At 67.3% G+C, this 18737-nt stretch carries 18 protein-coding genes and 1 pseudogene; 7 read left to right on the forward strand and 12 right to left on the reverse strand.

The window, feature by feature from the left end; genetic code table 11:
• Positions 1–21: 21 nt before the first annotated feature.
• The 3 genes from ABGI63_RS18475 to ABGI63_RS18485 all read right to left on the reverse strand — a co-directional run bounded on the left by ABGI63_RS18475 (position 22) and on the right by ABGI63_RS18485 (position 3207).
• Positions 22–1509: a carotenoid oxygenase family protein gene (locus ABGI63_RS18475; protein ID WP_349743841.1), complete on the reverse strand. Its 1488-nt coding sequence runs from the start codon at positions 1507–1509 to the stop codon at positions 22–24.
• A gap of 15 nt (positions 1510–1524) precedes the next feature.
• Entirely contained in the window at positions 1525–1950 is a 426-nt protein-coding gene (locus ABGI63_RS18480) for a DUF2141 domain-containing protein (protein ID WP_349743842.1), read from the reverse strand.
• A 135-nt stretch (positions 1951–2085) separates the two neighbouring features.
• Positions 2086–3207 carry a 3-deoxy-7-phosphoheptulonate synthase gene (locus tag ABGI63_RS18485; RefSeq protein WP_349743843.1) on the reverse strand — a complete coding sequence of 374 codons (1122 nt, stop codon included), beginning with the start codon at positions 3205–3207 and terminating at the stop codon, positions 2086–2088.
• 53 nt (positions 3208–3260) lie between these two features.
• Between ABGI63_RS18485 and ABGI63_RS18490 the strand changes: the two genes are divergently transcribed.
• Positions 3261–4298, forward strand: a complete 1038-nt coding sequence (locus ABGI63_RS18490; protein ID WP_349743844.1) for a quinone-dependent dihydroorotate dehydrogenase — start codon at positions 3261–3263, stop codon at positions 4296–4298.
• 66 nt (positions 4299–4364) lie between these two features.
• Here ABGI63_RS18490 and ABGI63_RS18495 read toward each other — a convergent pair.
• From ABGI63_RS18495 to ABGI63_RS18520, 6 genes and pseudogenes are all read right to left on the reverse strand, one after another.
• Positions 4365–4829: pseudogene (locus ABGI63_RS18495) on the reverse strand (FxDxF family PEP-CTERM protein); the annotation flags it as partial.
• Between the two features lie 249 nt (positions 4830–5078).
• Entirely contained in the window at positions 5079–7406 is a 2328-nt protein-coding gene (gene parC, locus ABGI63_RS18500; protein WP_349743845.1) for a DNA topoisomerase IV subunit A, read from the reverse strand.
• The gene (locus ABGI63_RS18505) at positions 7403–8050 is read right to left on the reverse strand and encodes a lytic transglycosylase domain-containing protein (RefSeq protein ID WP_349743847.1); all 648 of its coding nucleotides are present in this window, start codon (positions 8048–8050) and stop codon (positions 7403–7405) included. The genes parC and ABGI63_RS18505 overlap by 4 nt, the downstream gene beginning before the upstream one ends.
• Positions 8047–8577 carry a GNAT family N-acetyltransferase gene (locus ABGI63_RS18510; protein WP_349743848.1) on the reverse strand — a complete coding sequence of 177 codons (531 nt, stop codon included), beginning with the start codon at positions 8575–8577 and terminating at the stop codon, positions 8047–8049. Before ABGI63_RS18510 ends, ABGI63_RS18505 begins: the two co-directional genes overlap by 4 nt.
• On the reverse strand, positions 8574–9605 hold the full coding sequence (locus ABGI63_RS18515; RefSeq protein ID WP_349743850.1) for a histone deacetylase family protein: 1032 nt from the start codon (positions 9603–9605) through the stop codon (positions 8574–8576). Before ABGI63_RS18515 ends, ABGI63_RS18510 begins: the two co-directional genes overlap by 4 nt.
• On the reverse strand, positions 9602–11602 hold the full coding sequence (locus ABGI63_RS18520; protein WP_137940742.1) for a DNA topoisomerase IV subunit B: 2001 nt from the start codon (positions 11600–11602) through the stop codon (positions 9602–9604). The genes ABGI63_RS18515 and ABGI63_RS18520 overlap by 4 nt, the downstream gene beginning before the upstream one ends.
• A gap of 76 nt (positions 11603–11678) precedes the next feature.
• Between ABGI63_RS18520 and ABGI63_RS18525 the strand changes: the two genes are divergently transcribed.
• The 6 genes from ABGI63_RS18525 (at position 11679) to ABGI63_RS18550 (ending at position 16620) form a co-directional block, all read left to right on the forward strand.
• Positions 11679–12899, forward strand: a complete 1221-nt coding sequence (locus ABGI63_RS18525; RefSeq protein ID WP_349743851.1) for an MFS transporter — start codon at positions 11679–11681, stop codon at positions 12897–12899.
• Positions 12896–13018 (forward strand): hypothetical protein, encoded by a 123-nt coding sequence (locus tag ABGI63_RS18530; protein ID WP_349743852.1) that lies wholly within the window; start codon positions 12896–12898, stop codon positions 13016–13018. Before ABGI63_RS18525 ends, ABGI63_RS18530 begins: the two co-directional genes overlap by 4 nt.
• 1 nt (position 13019) lies before the next feature.
• A complete protein-coding gene (locus tag ABGI63_RS18535) occupies positions 13020–13559 on the forward strand; it encodes a class I SAM-dependent methyltransferase (RefSeq protein ID WP_349743853.1) in 540 nt (179 codons plus the stop codon).
• A 50-nt stretch (positions 13560–13609) separates the two neighbouring features.
• The gene (dapA, locus tag ABGI63_RS18540) at positions 13610–14491 is read left to right on the forward strand and encodes a 4-hydroxy-tetrahydrodipicolinate synthase (RefSeq protein ID WP_137940745.1); all 882 of its coding nucleotides are present in this window, start codon (positions 13610–13612) and stop codon (positions 14489–14491) included.
• 62 nt (positions 14492–14553) lie between these two features.
• Positions 14554–15741 (forward strand): NlpB/DapX family lipoprotein, encoded by a 1188-nt coding sequence (gene bamC / locus ABGI63_RS18545; RefSeq protein ID WP_432767439.1) that lies wholly within the window; start codon positions 14554–14556, stop codon positions 15739–15741.
• A gap of 99 nt (positions 15742–15840) precedes the next feature.
• Entirely contained in the window at positions 15841–16620 is a 780-nt protein-coding gene (locus tag ABGI63_RS18550; RefSeq protein ID WP_349743855.1) for an MBL fold metallo-hydrolase, read from the forward strand.
• A 76-nt stretch (positions 16621–16696) separates the two neighbouring features.
• On the opposite strand, the gene ABGI63_RS18555 is transcribed toward ABGI63_RS18550, so the two are convergent.
• The 3 genes from ABGI63_RS18555 to ABGI63_RS18565 all read right to left on the reverse strand — a co-directional run bounded on the left by ABGI63_RS18555 (position 16697) and on the right by ABGI63_RS18565 (position 18712).
• A complete protein-coding gene (locus ABGI63_RS18555; RefSeq protein ID WP_349743856.1) occupies positions 16697–16924 on the reverse strand; it encodes a hypothetical protein in 228 nt (75 codons plus the stop codon).
• Between the two features lie 162 nt (positions 16925–17086).
• Positions 17087–17584: a hypothetical protein gene (locus tag ABGI63_RS18560; RefSeq protein ID WP_349743857.1), complete on the reverse strand. Its 498-nt coding sequence runs from the start codon at positions 17582–17584 to the stop codon at positions 17087–17089.
• Between the two features lie 12 nt (positions 17585–17596).
• A complete protein-coding gene (locus ABGI63_RS18565) occupies positions 17597–18712 on the reverse strand; it encodes a JmjC domain-containing protein (protein ID WP_349743858.1) in 1116 nt (371 codons plus the stop codon).
• Positions 18713–18737 lie beyond the last annotated feature (25 nt).

An 18737-nucleotide genomic window follows, 5' to 3' on the forward strand; every position in this document is an offset into this window, starting at 1 on the left:
GCTGTCGAAAACCCGATTATCTCAAGCGGGGTAGAAGCGCCCGTGAAAACCGTAGGGCAGCCAGTGCGGCAGCCAGACCCGCGCCAGCGGCCCGGCGGCGAGCGCCTGGGCGTCGAAGATGCTGGCAAAGCTCTGCCGCCGCCCTGTGTCATAGCCCATGCCCAGCAGCCAGCCCTCGCCTTCCTGGCTGCTGCCCGGCTTGGGCACCAGCACATGCTCCTCGATCACGGTGTCGGTGCCGAACACGAAGCGCTCGCGCCGGCCGCTGTCCAGGTCCAGGCCCATCAGGCCGTTGAAGCCCCAGCGCGGGCCCAGATCCACCGCCGTCGGGTACCAGAGCTTGCTGTAGCGCTGCGCCACCACGCGCGGATCGACCACCGGGAACTCCACCGCCTCGTCGCGCGACTGCAGCTCGATTCGCCCACCGCCGGCCAGCGTGATGCGCATGAAGCGCGGCGTCGAATGCCGCGGCGGTGGGCGCCGCCCGCGCATCTGCTGCTCCATATCGGCATTGATCTCGGGCAGCGGCGCGCCCTGCACATAGTCGAGATGGATTTCGCCGTCGGCGTCCCAGGCATTGCCGAAATGGAAGACAAAAGCAGCCGGCATCTCCAGCACCCGCCGCTGGCTCAGATCGGCCTTGGCGATGACCAGCACGCGCGTGGGCTGATCGCGCTGCCAGCGCATCGCGTCCAGCATGCTGCCGCCCGAGCGCAGGGCCGGCAGATCCAGCTGCACCGGCGGCAGCAGAAAGACCAGATAGCGCTGCGAGACCGCGAAGTCATGCACCATCGCCGAGGCCGGCATCGCGAACACCGCGCTCTTGAGCAGCGCACCGGCCGGCGAGAGCTGGTAGATCACCATGCGGCCGTGGGCGGTGCCGAAGTTCCAGCTCGTGCCGTCCGCCTCCTGCTTGGGATGGGCCGAGAACGGCAGGCCGGCCAGCTCGGGAGACCAGACGCGCAGCCCCTTGGTTTCCAGGCTTGCCGGGTCGAGCTCGTAGGCGCTGCCGCCCTCCCACAGCGCGTAGAGCCGGCCCGCCTGGCGCAGCACGCTGGTATTGGCGACATTCATGCTGTCGGGTCCGTGCACGGGCATGCGCGGCGGGATGGCCGTGCCCAGGGCCGGCACCAGAAAGCGCTGCTCGCGCGCCTCGGCCTTGAACTTGGTGGTCTGCACAAAGCGCGCGCTGTGGCTGACCCGGCCATCCTCGAAGCGCCAGGCCTGCACCAGGCCGTCGCCGTCGAACCAGTGGCGGTAGCGCTCGCCGCCGCGCGCCATCAGACCCGGGCCGTTGCGGTAGTAGACGCCGCGCAGGCCGGCCGGAATGCGGCCCTCGACCCGCAACGCGCCGGCCTGCGGCACCTCATCGGACAAGCCAGAAAAGGGGCGCAACTCGGGCGCCGCGCTGGCGTCGAAGTCGGCCGGCAGGCCCAGGGCCAGGGCTTCCTGGGCGGCCGTGCCCAGCAGTGTCGCGGCGCCGGCGCCGAGGAAATCACGTCGTTGCATGACAAGCCTCCCTATTCAGTTGAGCTTGATCGTCAGGCGGGCGCCGTCGCCCTTCAGCTCGAAGCTGGCCTGCTCGAAGCGCGGCGGGCCGAACTGGCCGACCGCGTTATTGGAGAAGGCGGTCGGCTCCTGCGGCATGCCCATCGCGTTCATGTCCAGGCGGCCGTTGCCGTTCAGGTCATGGATGATGCTGACGCCCACCAGGCCTTCGGGCACGTTCTTCAGCAGGACGCGCAGCACCCCGCCCTGCTGGGCCGAGGCGTCCTGCCGGCCGGCGGCGATCGGCTGGCGCAGCCAGCCTTCGGCGCCGAACACGGCCACCAGCAGCTGGCCGCTGCCGGCACTCAGGCCCTGCACATCAAGGTCCAGCTCGGCCGCCTCGGTGCGCAGGCTGAAAAGGCTGAACAAGGCCAGCAGGGGAATCAGAAGGGTATTTTTCATGCGCGTCCTCGGGGTTCGACTTGGGATGAACGAACTCTAAGGACGGCACCGCATGGCGCCCAGCACCAAGCGACAAGGCGCCGTGGCCGGTCGCGAAACGACCGGGCACGGCGCCAGCTGCGGAATGAAACGGGCTCAGCCGCGGCGTTGCCGCACGGCGGCCGCCAGCTCGCGCAGCAGCGGTTCGGTCTGGCTCCAGCCCAGGCAGGCATCGGTGATCGAGACGCCGGGCTTCAGGTCGGCCTTGGTCTGGCCCGGGGCCAGGTCTTGCCGACCCGGCTGCAGATGACTCTCGACCATCACGCCGGTGATGCGCTTGTCGCCGGCGGCCATCTGGGCGGCCACATCGCGGCCAACCTCGATCTGGCGCTCGTACTTCTTGCTGCTATTGGCATGCGAGAAGTCGATCATCACCTGCTCGCGCAGGCCCGAGCCCTTCAGGGCCTCGCAGGCGGCCTGCACGCTGGCGGCGTCGTAGTTGGGCGCCTTGCCGCCGCGCAGGATGATGTGGCAATCCTCGTTGCCGCGGGTCTCGAAGATCGCGGCCGCGCCCATCTTGGTCATGCCCATGAAGGCATGGCTGGCACTGGCCGCCAGCACCGCGTCCGAGGCGACCTTGATGCCGCCGTCGGTGCCGTTCTTGAAGCCGACAGGGCAGCTCAGGCCCGAGGCCAGCTGGCGGTGGCTCTGGCTCTCGGTGGTGCGCGCGCCGATCGCGCCCCAGGCGATCAGGTCGGAGATGTACTGCGGCGACAGCAGGTCCAGGAACTCGGTGCCGGCCGGCAGGCCCAGTGCCGTGACGTCCAGCAGCAGCTGGCGCGCCAGGCGCAGGCCCTCGTTCATGTGGAATGTGCCGTCCAGGCGCGGGTCGTTGATATAGCCCTTCCAGCCCACCGTGGTGCGCGGCTTCTCGAAATAGACCCGCATCACGATCAGCAGGTCCTGCTGCAGTTCGTCGCGGGTCTTCTTCAGCAGGCGGGCATAGTCCATCGCCTGGTCGTGGTCGTGGATCGAGCAGGGGCCGACGACCACCAGCAGGCGGTCATCGCGGCCATGCAGCACATCGCCGATCTCCTGGCGGGCCCGCTCGACCAGCTCCAGCGAGGCGTCGGGCAGCGGCAGCTCATCCAGCAGCAGGGCCGGCGAGATCAGCGGGCGCACGGCGCCGATGCGGGTGTCGTCGGTGCGGGTGGTATCGCGGGTCGCATCACGCGAACCGATTTCACGGTCATGTTGGGGGTCATCGAGCGGCTTCATCGCAGTCTCCTTCTGGGCCCGGATTATCGGTGGGCCGATGCGACAATCCGGCCATGTCATTGATGCCTTATGCCCTTACCCGCCCATTTCTGTTCGGCCTGGATCCCGAACATGCCCACGAACTGACCCTGGGCTCCATCGCCCGGCTGCAAAACACCCCGGCCCAATGCCTGTGGGCGCAGCGCCGCATCAGCGATCCGGTCACTGTGGCAGGTCTGAATTTCCCCAATCGCATCGGCCTGGCCGCCGGCCTGGACAAGAACGGCCGCTGCATCGACGGCCTGGGCGCGATGGGCTTCGGCTTCATCGAGGTCGGCACCGTGACGCCCAAGGGCCAGCCGGGCAATGACAAGCCGCGCATGTTCCGCCTGCCCGAGGCCGAAGCCTTGATCAACCGGCTGGGCTTCAACAACGAGGGGCTGGACAGCTTCATCGCCAATGTGCAGCGCGCCCACAGTTTCCGCGCGAGTGGCGGCCTGGTCGGTCTGAACATCGGCAAGAACGCCGTGACGCCTATCGAGCAGGCGGCCGACGACTATCTGCTGGGCCTGGAGGGCGTGTTCCCCCATGCCGACTACATCACGGTCAATATCTCCAGCCCCAACACCAAGAACCTGCGTGCGCTGCAGAGCGACGAGGCGCTGGACGCGCTGCTCTCCCGGCTGCAACAGCGCAAGCTGCAGCTGGAGCAAAGCAGTGGCCGGCGCGTGCCGATGTTCGTCAAGATCGCGCCGGACCTGGAGGAGGATCAGGTCGCGGTGATCGCCCAGACACTGAAAGTCAACGGCATCGACGGCGTGATCGCCACCAACACCACGATCGCCCGCGACGCGGTCAAGGGAATGCAGCATGCCCAGGAGATGGGCGGCCTGTCGGGCCGGCCGGTGTTCGAGGCCAGCAACCGGGTGATACGCCTGCTGCGCGCGGCGCTGGGTTCGGGCTATCCCATCATCGGCGTCGGCGGCGTGCTCAGCGGCGCCGATGCGCGCGCCAAGCTGCAGGCCGGGGCCGATCTGGTGCAGCTCTACACGGGCCTGATCTACAAGGGCCCGGCCCTGGTGACGGACTGCGCCCGGGCCTGCGCGCTCTGAGCTCTCTTTCGGAGAGCGCATAAAAAAAGCGGACCGAGGTCCGCTTTTTCATTCGAGCCGGAGGGCTCAGCTCGTCTTGCGACGGCGTGCAACGAAACCGACCACGCCGAGGCCGGCCAGCATCAGAGCATAGGTCTCGGGCTCGGGCACCGGCACGGCAGCGGCGGCCGAGTTGATCGAGTAAGCACCGGCCGTGGTGGCCAAAGCGAACACAGCGTAGTAATAGTTACCAGCGCTCAGGGTCACTTCATTGACGGTTGGGGCGCCACCAAAGGTCCAGGCAGCAACGCCCGCATCGTCAGCAGTACCGACCAGACCGTCACCACCCAGGCTGAACAGGCTGTACGTCGCAGGAGCGAACGTGCCGAACGAGCTGACGCTGCTGGCCACCGTGGACGTCTCTGCCAGAGAGAAGCTGAAGGTGTCATACACCAAGCCACCGGCAGTTCCAGCCAAAGCGCTTTCCAGCAAGGCATGCGAGCCCCAATCAAAAGACGCGGCTTGAGCACCAACACCACTCAAGGCCAGAGCCGCCGCAGCGACTAGAGGTTTCAACTTCATAAACAAACTCCCAGGTTGAACAAACGAGTACGAAGAACTCATGACTTATTGTGCACTGCAGCGCAACTCCTGTTCCACCCCCCGCGTCCCTTGTGTTAGGGGCTAAGCCCTTGTTTCTTGTACCTTTTTGTAAGCACCCCCCGGTTCAAGGGGCCACTTGTAAGCCAAGGTTGCCAAGCCCAAAACTTCGGCTTGCACCATTTCCGTACCGCCTGCCCTTCAAGCGGGCAGAACGCGCGCCACTTTCTGCAAACCCTCTACCGCCTTGCCCTTTCGAGCCCTCTTGCCAGAATACTGAGCAAGATTTGTGCCTTTAAGCAGCTCTTCCTTGGGCTTGCCACCGCGCCCGCTGCCCAGCACCTGCAGAGCCTGGGTAAAGGCCGCCACGCTCAGCAGCGCATCCTTGGGCTCCAAGTCGATCAGGGTCAGGCCGCGCCCGCCCTTGGGCTGGTGTTTCAGCTCGTCCAGTGCATAGGTCAGCAGGCGGCCGTTCAGCGACAGGCAGGCCAGTTGCACACCCAACACCTCGCCGGCCGGCAAGGCGGCCGGCGGCAGCGGCTTCTCCTCACCTTCCAGGCTCAGGAAGGTCTTGCCGGCCTTTTGCCGGCCGATCAGATCGCCCACCTGGGCGATCAGTCCGAAGCCGCCGGTGCCGGCCAGCACCAGGCGCTGCTGGGTGTTGGCGGCGTAGTAATGGGCGATCTGCGTGCCGCTCTCCAGCTCGATCAGGGTCGTGATCGGCTGACCATCGCCGCGCCCGCCGGGCAGCACCGCCACCGGCACCGAATAGACCCGACCATTGCTGCCGAACACGATCAGCGGATCGACGCTGCGGCAGGGGAAGGTGCCGTACAAGGTGTCGCCGGACTTGAAGGCCAGCGCTGCCGCATCGACCTCATGGCCCTTCAGCGCCCGCACCCAGCCCTTCATGCTGACGACCACGGTGACCGGCTCGTCGACCACCTTGATCTCGGCCACCGCGCGTTTCTCCTCCTGGATCAGCGTGCGGCGCTCATCGCCATACTGCTTGGCATCGGCCTCGATCTCCTTGACCACGGTGCGCTTGAGCACGCCAGGATTGGCCAGGATGTCATCCAGCTTGGCCTGTTCCTCGCGCAGGCTCTTGAGCTCCTGCTCGATCTTGATCGCCTCCAGCCGCGCCAGCTGGCGCAGGCGGATTTCCAGGATGTCCTCGGCCTGGCGGTCGGAGAGGCGGAAGCGCTCGATCAGCGCCGGCTTGGGCTCATCGGCATTGCGGATGATGCGTATCACCTCGTCGATGTTCAGCAGCACCAGTTGCCGGCCTTCCAGCACATGGATGCGGTCCAGCACCTTGGCGAGACGGTGCTGGGTGCGGCGCTGCACCGTGGCCTGGCGGTAGCCCAGCCATTCGACAATGATCTGGCGCAGGCTCTTCTGCGTCGGCCGGCCATCGGCGCCAATCATCGTCAGATTGATCGAGGCCGAGGTTTCCAGGCTGGTGTGGGCCAGCAGGGTCGTGATCAGCTCCTGCTGCTCGACCGTGCGGCTCTTGGGCTCGAACACCAGGCGCACCGCCGCATCCTTGCTGGACTCGTCGCGCACGCAGTCCAGCACCGCCAGCACGCTGGCCTTGAGCTGCAGCTGTTCCTGGCTCAGGGCCTTCTTGCCGGCCTTGACCTTAGGGTTGGTCAGCTCCTCGATCTCCTCCAGCACCTTTTGCGAGCTGGTGCCATGCGGCAGCTCGGTGACGACCAGCTGCCACTGGCCGCGCGCCAGGTCCTCGATCTTCCAGCGCGCACGCAGCTTCAGGCTGCCACGACCGCTCAAATAGGCCGAGCGGATGTCCTCGGCAGCGCTGATCAGCTGGCCACCGCCCGGATAGTCGGGGCCGGGCAGCAGGCCGAAGAGCTCGTCATCGCTCAGCTTGTCGTTCTTCAGCAGGGCCACCGCAGCCGCGGCCACCTCGCGCAGATTGTGGCTGGGCACCTCGGTGGCCAGGCCCACCGCGATGCCGGACGCACCGTTGAGCAGCACGAAGGGCAGGCGCGCCGGCAGCTGGGTCGGCTCCTGGGTCGAACCGTCGTAGTTCGGCGCGAAGTCCACCGTGCCCTCGTCGATCTCATCGAGCAGCAGCCGCGAAATGGGCGCGAGGCGGGCTTCCGTGTAGCGCATCGCCGCCGCACCGTCGCCGTCGCGACTGCCGAAATTGCCCTGACCATCGATCAGCGGGTAGCGCTGGCTGAAGTCCTGGGCCATGCGCACCAGCGCGTCATAGACCGACTGGTCGCCATGGGGGTGGAATCGGCCCAGCACATCGCCGACCACGCGCGCGCCCTTCACAGGCTTGGCGCCGGTCGTGCCACTGAAGGACAGGCCCATCCGGTCCATCGAGTACAGGATGCGGCGCTGCACCGGCTTCTGGCCATCGCAGACATCGGGCAGGGCCCGGCCCTTGACGACCGACAGCGCGTACTCGAGATAGGCCTGCTGGGCATAGTGCGCCAGGGTCAGCGCCTCGTTGCCCTCCTCGGCGGGCGGGGTGAAATCAATCGTGGTCTGGGTCATTTTGGACTGCTGTGAATTCGGAGGTGCTGGGCCTGGGCCGGCAGGCTGCGTTGCAGCAGGGCCCAGTAAAGCTCCAGCACCAGATGGACATGGGCCTGGGTTTCGGCGAACGGCGGCATGCCGCCGCCATGGCGGCGCACCGCGCCCTCGCCGGCATTCCAGGCCGCCAGGGCCACATCGATGCGGCCGAAGCGTTGGATCAGACCGGCCAGCTTGCGCGCGCCGGTCAGCACATTGGTACGGGGGTCGAGCAGGCGCTGGGTCTGCTCGGCCGGGGCGACGATCTGCATCAGGCCGACCGCGCCGCGCGGCGAAACCGCGTCATGCCGGTAGCCGGACTCGACCGCGATCACCGCCTTCAGCAGCTCCATATCGACGCCGTGACGCGCCGCAGCCTCGCGCAAGAAGGGCTGCACCGCCTTGACCTCGGGCGCGAACTCCAGCCAGGTCAAGAGGCCCTGGCTGCCATCGAGCTTGCCGGGCACGCGGCGATCCGGCTCGGCGACGCCGAGCACCAGGCCATAGTTGCTGTCCAGCGGGCGGCTGGCCAGATGGGCAACGCCGGCGCCGTCGACATAGCCCCACAGCTCGGCCTGAGCGAGGCCGCTGAGCAAGAGCAGGCACACAACAGCGAGGCCTCTCACGCGCCCTCCTCGCCCAGGGCGATGCGGGCCTGGTACTCGCGGTCCAGCATGGACATCACGATCAGGCTGTCATAGCCATCAGCGCCAACGCTGACGCGCACGCTTTCGCGCAAACGCCCTTCCTCGACAAAGCCCTCGCTCTGGTAGAGCGCATAGGCGCGGGTGTTCAGCGCCTTCACATCGAGCCAGAAGCGATGCGCCTGCAGCTGGGCAAAGGCCAGCTTCTTCAGCTGGCGCACGCAGGCCCGGCCCAGGCCCAGGCCCTTGGGGCCCAGCACGATGCGCTTGAGCTCGACCGAGCGGTGCGGGTTGCGGCAGCCCTGCAGGATCACGAAACCGGCGCGCTCGTTGGAATCACCGAACTCGACGATGAAATGGCGCGAATCCGGGAAGCGGATCGCGCCCTCGTGCTGGGTGCGCTCCCAGGGCGTGATGAAGGGCAGATTGGCGGCGTCCTGCTCGACCGTGACGACATAGTCCAGATCGGACAGCATGGTCGGGCGCAGGCTGACGCGGGGCACGCTCATCCCTCGAAACCCTGCAGCACCGCCACCACATTCAGGCCTATCGCCTCGGTCGCGTAGCCGCCCTCCTGCAGCAGCAGCGTCGGCCAGCCCTGCGCGGCCAGCAGTTGGCCCATGCGCGTGAACTCGGGCCGGTCCAGCTTGAAGTGCGAGATCGGGTCGCCGCCATAGGTGTCCACGCCCAGCGAGACGATCAGCAACTCCGGTGCATAGGCGCGCAGCCGGGCCAGCGCGGCATCGAGCGCGGCAAACCACTCGTCGTTGCTGGCACCGGCTGGCAGCGGGTAGTTGGCATTGCAGCCCGCACCGGCGCCGGTGCCGCGCTCGTCGGCATGGCCGAGAAAGAAGGGGTACTCGGTCTGCGGATCGCCGTGGATGCTGGCGTAGAACACATCGGCGCGCTCGTAGAAGATCGCCTGCGTGCCATTGCCATGGTGGTAGTCGACATCGAGGATGGCCACGCGCTGCAGCCCGCGATCCAGTGCCGCCTGGGCCGCCACCGCCGCGTTATTGACAAAGCAGTAGCCGCCGAAGAAATCGGCGCCGGCATGGTGGCCGGGCGGGCGGGTCAGCACATAGGCCGCACGCTCGCCACCCGTCAGCACCAGATCCAGGCCGCTCAGGCAGGCCTGCGCGCCCCAGTAGGCGGCCTGCCAGGAACCCGCGGTCAGCGGCGTGCCGCTGTCCATCGAATACAAGCCCATGCGGGCGGCGAAGCTCTTGGGCTCGACATCCGAGCGCAGGCTGCGTACCGGCCAGACCGCAGGGAAGGCATCGCCCTCGCCGCCCAGCGCCAGCCACTCGGCATGCGCGCCCTGCACAAAGCGCAGATAGGCCGGCGCATGCACGCGCTCCAGCGGCGCCAGCCCGTGATCGCTCGGCGCCAGCACCTCGCCCAGCGCCGCGTCCCGCAGCGCCTTCAGCACATAGTCGGCGCGGGCCGGAATCTCGAAGGCCGGCACCCGTTGGCCCCGGAAGAACTCGTGCGTGGCCGCATGCAGGCCATGCCTGTCGTTGTAGACCGTCTTCACACATCCACCTCGATCGAATCGCCGTGGATCTCCATCAGCTCGCGGCGCGAGGCGGCCTCGCCCTTGCCCATCAGCTTGTTGAAGGCCTCCTCGGTCTGGCCCAGGTCCAGCTCGCCGTAGCGCACCGGCGCCAGGCGGCGCGTCTCGGGGTTCAGCGTCGTATCCCACAGCTGCTCGGCACTCATCTCGCCCAGGCCCTTGAAGCGGCTGATGCTCCAGGAGCCTTCGCGCGCGCCTTCCTTGCGCAGCTTGTCCAGGGTCGCTGTCAGCTCGCCCTCGTCCAGCGCATAGATCTTGGCGGCCGGCTTCTTGCCGCGCGCCGGCGCGTCGACACGGTACAGCGGCGGACGCGCGATGCAGACATGGCCGGCCTCGACCAGGCGCGGGAAGTGACGGAAGAACAGGGTCAGGAGCAGCACCTGGATGTGCGAGCCGTCGACATCGGCGTCCGACAGGATGCAGACCTTGCCGTAGCGCAGGCCGCTGAGGTCGGCGGCATCGTTCTTGCCATGCGGATCGACGCCCAGCGCCACCGAGATGTCGTGGATCTCGTTATTGGCGAACAGGCGGTCGCGCTCGACCTCCCAGGAATTCAAGACCTTGCCGCGCAGCGGCAGGATGGCCTGGGTCTCTTTGTCGCGGCCCATCTTGGCGCTGCCGCCGGCCGAGTCGCCCTCGACCAGAAAGATCTCGTTGTGCAGGATGTCGCGGCTCTCGCAGTCGGTCAGCTTGCCGGGCAGCACAGCCACGCCCGAGCCCTTGCGCTTCTCGACCTTCTGGCTGGCACGCTGGCGGGTCTGCGCCTGCTTGATGACCAGCTCGGCCAGCTTCTTGCCATAGTCCACATGCTGGTTCAGCCACAGCTCCAGCGCCGGCTTCACATAGGTGGACACCAGGCGCAGCGCATCGCGCGAGTTCAGCCGCTCCTTGGTCTGGCCCTGGAACTGCGGGTCCAGCACCTTGGCCGACAGCACGAAGGAGGCGCGCGAAAACACATCGTCGGGCATCAGCTTGACGCCCTTGGGCAGCAGCGAATGCATCTCGATGAAGCCCTTGATCGCGCCGAACAGGCCGTCCTTCAGCCCCGACTCATGTGTGCCGCCGGCCACCGTCGGGATCAGGTTCACATAGCTTTCCCGCATGACCTGCCCCTCCTCGGTGAAGGCCACGCACCAGCCGGCGCCCTCGCCCTCGGCGAAATTCTCGGTCTCGGCCTTGCTCGCGTACTGCTCGCCCTCGAACAGCGGGATCAGCGGGTCGGCGCTGAGCGTCTGCATCAGATAGTCGCGCAGCCCGCCCTTGTAGGCCCAGGTCTGGATCTCGCCGCTCTTCTCATGCTTCAGGGTCACCGTGACGCCGGGCATCAGCACCGCCTTGGAGCGCAGCAGATGGACCAGCTCGCCCTTGGGCAGATCGGCCGCCTCGAAATACTTGGCATCGGGCCAGACCCGCACCGTCGTGCCCTGCTTGCGGTCGCCCGAGGCCATCGCGCGCACCGTCACCGGCTCGACCACATCGCCGGCCTCGAAGGCCAGGGTCGCGACCTGCTTGTCGCGCCAGACCGTCACCTCCAGGCGCTTGGCCAGCGCATTGGTGACCGAGACACCGACCCCGTGCAGGCCGCCCGAGAAGCTGTAGGCGCCGCCCGAGCCCTTGTCGAACTTGCCGCCGGCATGCAGGCGGGTGAACACGATCTCGACCACCGGCACGCCCTCCTCGGGGTGCAGGCCGAAGGGGATGCCGCGGCCGTCGTCGGCGATCGAGACCGAGCCGTCGAGATGCTGGATCAGGTCGATGCGCTTGCCGAAGCCGGCCAGGGCCTCGTCGGCCGCGTTGTCGATGACTTCCTGGATGCAGTGCAGCGGGTTGTCGGTGCGGGTATACATGCCCGGACGCTGCTTGACGGGCTCCAGGCCCTTGAGCACGCGGATGGAGGCCTCGCCATAGGAGCCCGGGGAACTGCCAGGGGTGGTGCTTGAATTTGCTTTGGTCGCCATGGGGCGCGATTCTAGGAGACTGTCAAGCTTTGGCTGGGCCCGAGCAGGGTCGTCCGGCTTTGGCTACAGTGCGCAGATGAGCACCGCCACCGCCCCACCCAAACTGTCCATGAACCAGGTGCTGCTGTGCGGCGCGCTGATCGTCACGCTGTCCATGGGCATACGCCACGGCTTCGGCCTGTGGCTGCAGCCGATCACGATGGAGCGGGGCTGGACCCGCGAGACCTTTGCCTTCGCGCTGGCGATCCAGAACATCGCCTGGGGCCTGGCCGGGCCGCTGGCCGGCATGCTGGCCGACCGGTTTGGCGCCTTCAAGGTGCTGGTGGTCGGCGGCCTGCTGTATGCGCTGGGCCTGGTGCTGATGGCCTTGTCGACCTCGGGCCTGGCCTTCACCGGCAGCGCCGGCCTGTTGATCGGCATGGCGCAGTCGGGCACCACCTATGCGGTCATCTACGGTGTGATCGGCCGCAATGTGGCGCCGGAGAAGCGCTCCTGGGCCATGGGTGTCGCCGCTGCGGCCGGTTCCTTCGGCCAGTTCCTGATGGTGCCGGTGGAGAACTGGCTGATCTCGGGCACCGGCTGGCAGAACGCGCTGTTCTTTCTGTCGATGGCAGCCCTGCTGATCGTCCCGCTGGCCTTCGGACTGCGGGAACCGGAGCAGTCGCGTGCGCACAGCGCCCAGAATCAGAGCATCGCGCAGGCGGTGCGCGAGGCCTTTGGCTACCGCAGCTTCCAGCTCTTGATGGCCGGCTACTTCGTCTGCGGCTTCCAGGTGGTCTTCATCGGCGTGCACATGCCCAGCTACCTGAAGGACAACGGCCTGTCACCGCAGGTCGCCACCTATGCGCTGGCCCTGATCGGTCTTTTCAACGTGTTCGGCACCTATGCGGCCGGCAGCCTGGGCCAGCGCATGCCCAAGCGCTATCTGCTGTCGGGCATCTATGCCTTGCGCTCGGTGGCCATCGTCGCCTTCCTGCTCGCGCCGCTGACGCCGACCAGCGTCTATATCTTCTCCGCCGTGATGGGCGTGCTGTGGCTGTCCACCGTGCCGCCGACCAACTCGGTGGTGATGCAGATCTTCGGCATCCAGCATATGTCGATGCTGAGCGGCTTTGTCTTTCTGAGCCATCAGGTCGGCAGCTTCCTGGGCGTCTGGCTGGGCGGCAAGCTCTATGACAGCAGCGGCAGCTATGACGTGGTCTGGTGGCTGGCCGTCGCGCTGGGTGTGGCCGCGGCCTTGATCAATCTGCCGGTGCGCGAGCATGCCATCGCGCGTGCCGCGCCCGCTGCGGCATGAACTGGCGGCGCGGCCTGGCCTGGACGGCGGCCCTGCTGCTGCTGGCCGCCGTCTTTGCTTCCTATCTGCAGCCCGAGTTGATGCGGCAGCTGTCCGAACAGATCTGGGCCTGTTTCTGAGATGTTGAGCCCCCCCTCCCCCTGGCTGCTGCGTTGGCCCCAGGCCTGCAAGGCCGGTGCCAGCGCGCTGGACCTGGCTTGCGGCTCGGGCCGCCATGTGCGCCATCTGGCGTCCCTAGGCATGCGGGTCACCGCCGTGGACCGCGATGCCCAGGCCCTGGCCGCGCTGAGCGGCCTGGCCGACACCCTGGTGGCCGATATCGAAGCCGGCCCCTGGCCGCTGGGCGAGCGCCGGTTTGACCTGGTGCTGGTCACCAATTACCTGTGGCGCCCGCTGCTGCCGCGCATCGCGGCGGCCGTCGCACCGGGCGGCTGGCTGATTTACGAAACCTTTACCCAAGGCCAGCAAAGTGTGGGCCGACCATCCAATCCGGAGTTTCTGCTGCGGCCCGGCGAGTTGCTGCAAGCCTGTGCCGGGCTGCGCGTCGTCGCCTATGAGGACGGTTTTCTGGACGGGGTCAACCCGCGCTATCTGCAGCGCGTTGCTGCGGTTCGTGAAAGCAGCGAGCCGGGGGTTTTCCAGCGCTACCGCCTGGACTGAGCCAAGAGGCCGGCGCGCTTCAGTAGAATCCGCCGATTGCGAGGAATTCCATGACACCGATTGTTGGCAGCATCGTCGCGCTTGTGACGCCGATGCAAGAGGACGGCAGCGTCGATTACGCCGCGCTGCGCAGCTTGATTGACTGGCATATTGCCGAAGGCACGGATTGCATCGGCGTGGTCGGCACGACCGGCGAATCGCCCACCGTGAGCGTCGAGGAGCACTGCGAGATCATCCGCGTGGCGGTCGAGCATGCAGCCGGCCGCGTGCCCATCATGGCCGGCACCGGTGGCAACTCCACCGCCGAGGCGATCAATCTGAGCCGCTTCGCGAAGCAGGTCGGCGCCGACTGCACGCTGTCGGTCGTGCCCTACTACAACAAGCCTTCGCAAGAAGGCATCTACCAGCATTTCAAGGCCATCGCCGAGGCCGTCGACATCCCGATGATGTTGTACAACGTGCCCGGCCGCACCGTCGCCGATATGGCGCCCGAGACCAGTTTGCGCTGCGCGGCCCTGCCCGGCGTCATCGGCATCAAGGAAGCCACCGGCAATATCGAGCGCGCCGCCTACCTGATCAAGCATGCGCCGGCCGGCTTCTCGATCTATTCGGGCGATGACGGCACGGCCGTGGCCCTGATGCTGCTGGGCGGTCATGGCAATGTCAGCGTCACCGCCAATGTCGCACCGCGCGCGATGCACGAGCTCTGCAAGGCCGCGCTGGCCGGCAATGTGCGCGAGGCCACCCGCATTCATATGCAGCTGCTGGGCCTGCACAAGCAGCTGTTCTGCGAACCCAGCCCGGCCCCCACCAAATGGGCGCTGGAGCGCCTGGGCCGCTGCAAATCGGCACTGCGCCTGCCGATCACGCCGCTGACGGCCGCCGGCCAGGCCAGCGTGGCGCAAGCCATGAGCGAAGCAGGCCTGCTCTGACCCGGGGCTTCTTGCTCCAGGTTCTTCCCGTTTATCCAGCCTTCAGTCCGGAGATGTCTAGCGTGACCCGTTCCTTTCCCATCGATGCCAAGGCCACGCGCCTGGCCCGCACCGCCCTGAGCACCGCGCTGATCGCCTCGTTGGCTGCCTGCAGCTCCTTTGACGGCGTACTGAGCTCCGACAAGGTCGACTACCGCACCGCCGCCCGCCAGACCACCGGCCTGGACGTGCCGCCGGACCTGACCCAGCTGGCCCGCGACAACCGCTCCCAGGTCCAGGGCGGCTCGGTCAGCGCCTCGGCACTGCAGCAAGGCGGCGGCGCAGCGCGTGCGGCCGCTGCAGCCCCCAGCAACCAGGTGGCGCTGAAGGCGGCCGGCAATGTCAGCCTGGAGCGCAACGGCGAGGTGCGCTGGCTGCGCAGCACGGCCAATGCCGACCAGCTGTGGCCGCAGCTGCGTGCCTTCTGGCAGGAGTCCGGCTTCGAGCTGGTCAAGGACGATGCCGCCGTGGGCCTGCTGGAAACCAGCTGGGCCGAGAACCGCGCCAAGCTGCCGCAGGACTTCATCCGCCGCACCATAGGCACGGTGCTGGACTCGGTCTACTCGACCGGCGAGCGCGATATGTACCGCACCCGCATCGAGCGCGTGGCCGGCGGCGGCACCGACATCTATATCAGCCATCGCGGCATGCAGGAGGTCTACACCACCAGCCAGCGCGAGCAGACCGCCTGGCAGCCGCGTGCCGCCGATGCTTCGCTGGAAGGCGAGATGCTGTCGCGCCTGATGCTCAAGCTGGGCGGTCAGACCGAAGCGGCCAAGGCCGTGGTGGCGGGCGCCGCCGCACCGGTCGCGATCCCCTCGTCCGAACTGCCGCCCTCGCGCGGCGGCGCGCGCAGCCGGCCGCTGAGCGAAGTGCCCGACACGCTGCAGGTCAATGAGGGCTTCGAGCGCGCCTGGCGCCGGGTCGGCCAGTCGCTGGATCGCCACGGCTTCACCGTCGAGGACCGCGACCGCAGCCAGGGCTTGTTCTTCCTGCGCTATGCCGACCCGACCCAGGCCGGCAAGGAAGAACCCAACTTCTTCCAGCGCCTGTTCAAGGGCGAGCAGGCCGTGACCGCCAACCGCTACCGCGTCTCGGTCAAGTCCGAGGGCGAGCGCAGCACGGTCAGCGTGCTCAACAACCAGGGCCAGCAGCAGACCGACGAGAACGCCAAGCGCATTCTGAACCTGCTGATGGACGATCTGCGCTGAAGCAACCTAAGCTCCGACATGGCCGCCGCCTGCTGACGCAGCGGCGGCTTTTTTCTTGTACGACCTCGGTCCAACCTTCATCACACAGCAGGCTTTTCGATGCGTTTTTGCAGCCTGGGCAGCGGCAGCGCCGGCAACGCCACCCTGATCGAAGCCAGCCAAGGCATCACCAGCACCACCGTGCTGATCGACTGCGGCTTCAGCCTGCGCGAGCTCGGCCGTCGCCTGGCGCGCGCCGGCAGCGCCCCCGAGCAGCTCAGCGCGATCTTCATCACCCATGAACACGGCGACCATGCCGGCTGCGCGCTGAGCCTGGCCCGCCAGTACCGGCTGCCGATCTTCACCAGCCGCGGCACCTGGCGCGCCATCGGCAGCCCGGACTTCGACCCAGCGCTGCTGCACCTGACCCAGGACGGCGAGCGGCTGACGCTTGGCGACATCGAGCTGCGGCCCTTCGCGGTCCCGCACGACGCCAACGAGCCGCTGCAGCTGAGCGCCAGCGACGGCCACCGGCGTCTGGGCGTGATCACCGATATCGGCTCGCTGACGCCCTCGGTGGTACAGCACTTGCAGCACTGCAACGCCCTGCTGCTCGAATGCAATCATGACGAGGCCTTGCTGCGGGCCAGCAGCTATCCGGCAAGCCTGAAGCGCCGCATCCTGGGCAGCCATGGCCATCTCTCGAATGCGTCGGCCGCCGCGCTGCTGAATGAGTGCCTGCATCAGGGCTTGCGGCATGTGGTGGCGGCGCATCTGAGCGAGCGCAATAACTCGCCGGCTTTGGCGGCGGCGGCACTGGCCGAGATACTGGGTGCGGCGCCGGCAGATATTCCGGTGGCCAGCCAGACCCTGGGTATGGAATGGCTGGATCTGAACTGAGGCAGTTCAGATCGGCGACCCCAAAAGAAAAGCCGCCCGGCTTGCGCCGGGCGGCTTTCAGTGACCGGAAAACCGATTACTTGCTGGCAGCCGAAGCGGCAGCGTCGGCGACAGCCGAAGCGGCGTCGGCAGCGGCGCCGGCGACAGCCGAAGCAGCGTCGACAACAGCGCTGGCCGCATCAGCGACGGGAGCCGGAGCAGCAGCCGAAGCCGGCTCAGCGGCGACAGGAGCCTCTTCCTTCTTGCCACAAGCGGAGAGAGCAACAGCAGCCAGCAGGGAGGCCAACAGGATCGACTTTTTCATACGTGTCCTCAAAGAATCAATTAGACGAAGAAACAATTACCGGTATTTCTTGAAGCAGCGCCGCACTACCACCCGACAGCGTGCCTCAGTAGAACAAGACGTGGAAACCTCGAACGCTTCCCTCGCCTAGCCCAGCATTGTAGCGTCACTTGGGGAAACTCCTTACAGGCCCAGGGTACTTGCTGAAAAGGATTCCGTCGAACGTTGCCAAACCGCATCAAACCATTCCCTGCAAGCCACCTCATCCGCAGTTCGCACCGATAGCGCGGCCCGCCATTGCTGGGCATCCAGCAGGCGCAGGCTGAACAGCCCCGGCGCCATCAGCAGCCCCACCGGCCGACCGACGCCGACATCCTCGGCCTGGTATTGCACCGCCTGCACCACATGGTCCCAGGTCCGCCGCCATTGGACGAAACGCGGATGCAGGCGCTGCACCGTGTCGTACTGGGCCGCCGCGATCCGCAGCCGCCGATGCGGCAGGGCCCATTGCTTCAAGGCCTCCAGCATCGCCGGCTCCGACAGCGGCCAGGCCGCGAAATCGGCATCGAGCCAGAGCAGCTCGCGCCCACCCTGCTCGGCTGCGTACTGCAGGCCCTCGCGCAAGGCCTGCACAAAGTCCTGGCGACCCGTGATGATGCCCTCGGTCAAGCTCACTGCCATGCCCCGCTCCTCTTACAAATCCTGTTGCACCCAGCCGTCCTCGGCCCACTGATCCAGCAGCTCGCGGGCGCCCTCGCTGAGCTTGGCGACCTCGGCACCGGAGAGCCGGCGCAGATCGGCCAGGCGCTGCATCAGCTTGGCGTCGCGGCCACCGGCCCGGTAGGACTCGCCATTGATGAAGACATGGGCCTGGTCATACAACATGCGGCTGCGCCGGTCCAGGCGCGCAGCGGCGCCATCGGGCAAGACCGCGCCGGGCTCGAACCAGACCTTGGGCTTGGGCTCGCTGAGCGCCTCGCCCAGCGCCCGCTCCAGCGCCAGCGGCTCGCGCAGCGCGCGCTCGGCGGCATCGCGGGCAAAGGCCAGCAAGGCCTCGGGTACCCGGCCCGGCTCGGCGGTGGCCGGCTGCTTGGGGTCGGCATACATGCGGTTGGCCTGCGGCCGGGTCTCGTCATCCATCAGGCGCGGCAGCAGCTCGCGCGCCAGCTCGGCCCGCCAGGGCGTGCGAAAACCCACCGAACAGGTCATGCACTCGCCCTCGGCCACGCCGTCATGCGCCCAGCCGGGCGGCAGGTAGAGCATGTCGCCCGGCTCCAGAAGGAACTCCTCTTCGGGCTGAAAGTTGGCGATGATCTTCAGCGGCACATCGTCGCGCAGCCGCGCGTCCGGCTGGCGGCCGATGCGCCAGCGGCGCTTGCCGTGGACCTGGATCAAAAACACGTCGTAGGAATCGAAATGCGGGCCGACGCCGCCGCCGTCGCTGGCATAGGAGATCATCAGATCATCGAGCCGCGCCTCGGGGATGAAGCGAAAGCGCGCCAGCAAGTCATGCGCGCTCTGCAGATGCAGATCCAGCCCCTGCACCAGCAAGGTCCAGTGCGGCTTGCTGAAGGGCGGCAGCTTCGGGCAAGGGCCCTGGCGCAGGCTCCAGCGGCCATCGAAGGCCGTCACCAGACGCGATTCGACATCCTCGCTGGCAGCCAGCCGTGCCAGCTCGGCGCGCGTGGCCGGCGGCGTGATGCCCGGCAGGGCCTGGCGCACCAGCAGCGGCTTCTTCTGCCAGTGGCTGCGCATGAATTGCGCCGGGGACAAACCGCCAAGAAGTGGCGTGGATTGGTCAATATTCATGGGCCTGGATTGTGGCCTGCCTGCG

This window comes from Roseateles cavernae, assembly GCF_040187885.1.
Lineage (GTDB): Bacteria > Pseudomonadota > Gammaproteobacteria > Burkholderiales > Burkholderiaceae_C > Roseateles_E > Roseateles_E cavernae.

Bases quoted from the DNA above. Each gene is read 5' to 3' on its own strand.
- ABGI63_RS18475 (WP_349743841.1), bottom strand. From the start codon at position 1,509: ATGCAACGACGTGATTTCCTCGGCGCCGGCGCCGCGACACTGCTGGGC.
- ABGI63_RS18480 (WP_349743842.1), bottom strand. From the start codon at position 1,950: ATGAAAAATACCCTTCTGATTCCCCTGCTGGCCTTGTTCAGCCTTTTC.
- ABGI63_RS18485 (WP_349743843.1), bottom strand. From the start codon at position 3,207: ATGAAGCCGCTCGATGACCCCCAACATGACCGTGAAATCGGTTCGCGT.
- ABGI63_RS18490 (WP_349743844.1), top strand. From the start codon at position 3,261: ATGTCATTGATGCCTTATGCCCTTACCCGCCCATTTCTGTTCGGCCTG.
- parC (WP_349743845.1), bottom strand. From the start codon at position 7,406: ATGACCCAGACCACGATTGATTTCACCCCGCCCGCCGAGGAGGGCAAC.
- ABGI63_RS18510 (WP_349743848.1), bottom strand. From the start codon at position 8,577: ATGAGCGTGCCCCGCGTCAGCCTGCGCCCGACCATGCTGTCCGATCTG.
- ABGI63_RS18520 (WP_137940742.1), bottom strand. From the start codon at position 11,602: ATGGCGACCAAAGCAAATTCAAGCACCACCCCTGGCAGTTCCCCGGGC.
- ABGI63_RS18525 (WP_349743851.1), top strand. From the start codon at position 11,679: ATGAGCACCGCCACCGCCCCACCCAAACTGTCCATGAACCAGGTGCTG.
- ABGI63_RS18530 (WP_349743852.1), top strand. From the start codon at position 12,896: ATGAACTGGCGGCGCGGCCTGGCCTGGACGGCGGCCCTGCTGCTGCTG.
- ABGI63_RS18535 (WP_349743853.1), top strand. From the start codon at position 13,020: ATGTTGAGCCCCCCCTCCCCCTGGCTGCTGCGTTGGCCCCAGGCCTGC.
- dapA (WP_137940745.1), top strand. From the start codon at position 13,610: ATGACACCGATTGTTGGCAGCATCGTCGCGCTTGTGACGCCGATGCAA.
- ABGI63_RS18550 (WP_349743855.1), top strand. From the start codon at position 15,841: ATGCGTTTTTGCAGCCTGGGCAGCGGCAGCGCCGGCAACGCCACCCTG.
- ABGI63_RS18555 (WP_349743856.1), bottom strand. From the start codon at position 16,924: ATGAAAAAGTCGATCCTGTTGGCCTCCCTGCTGGCTGCTGTTGCTCTC.
- ABGI63_RS18560 (WP_349743857.1), bottom strand. From the start codon at position 17,584: ATGGCAGTGAGCTTGACCGAGGGCATCATCACGGGTCGCCAGGACTTT.
- ABGI63_RS18565 (WP_349743858.1), bottom strand. From the start codon at position 18,712: ATGAATATTGACCAATCCACGCCACTTCTTGGCGGTTTGTCCCCGGCG.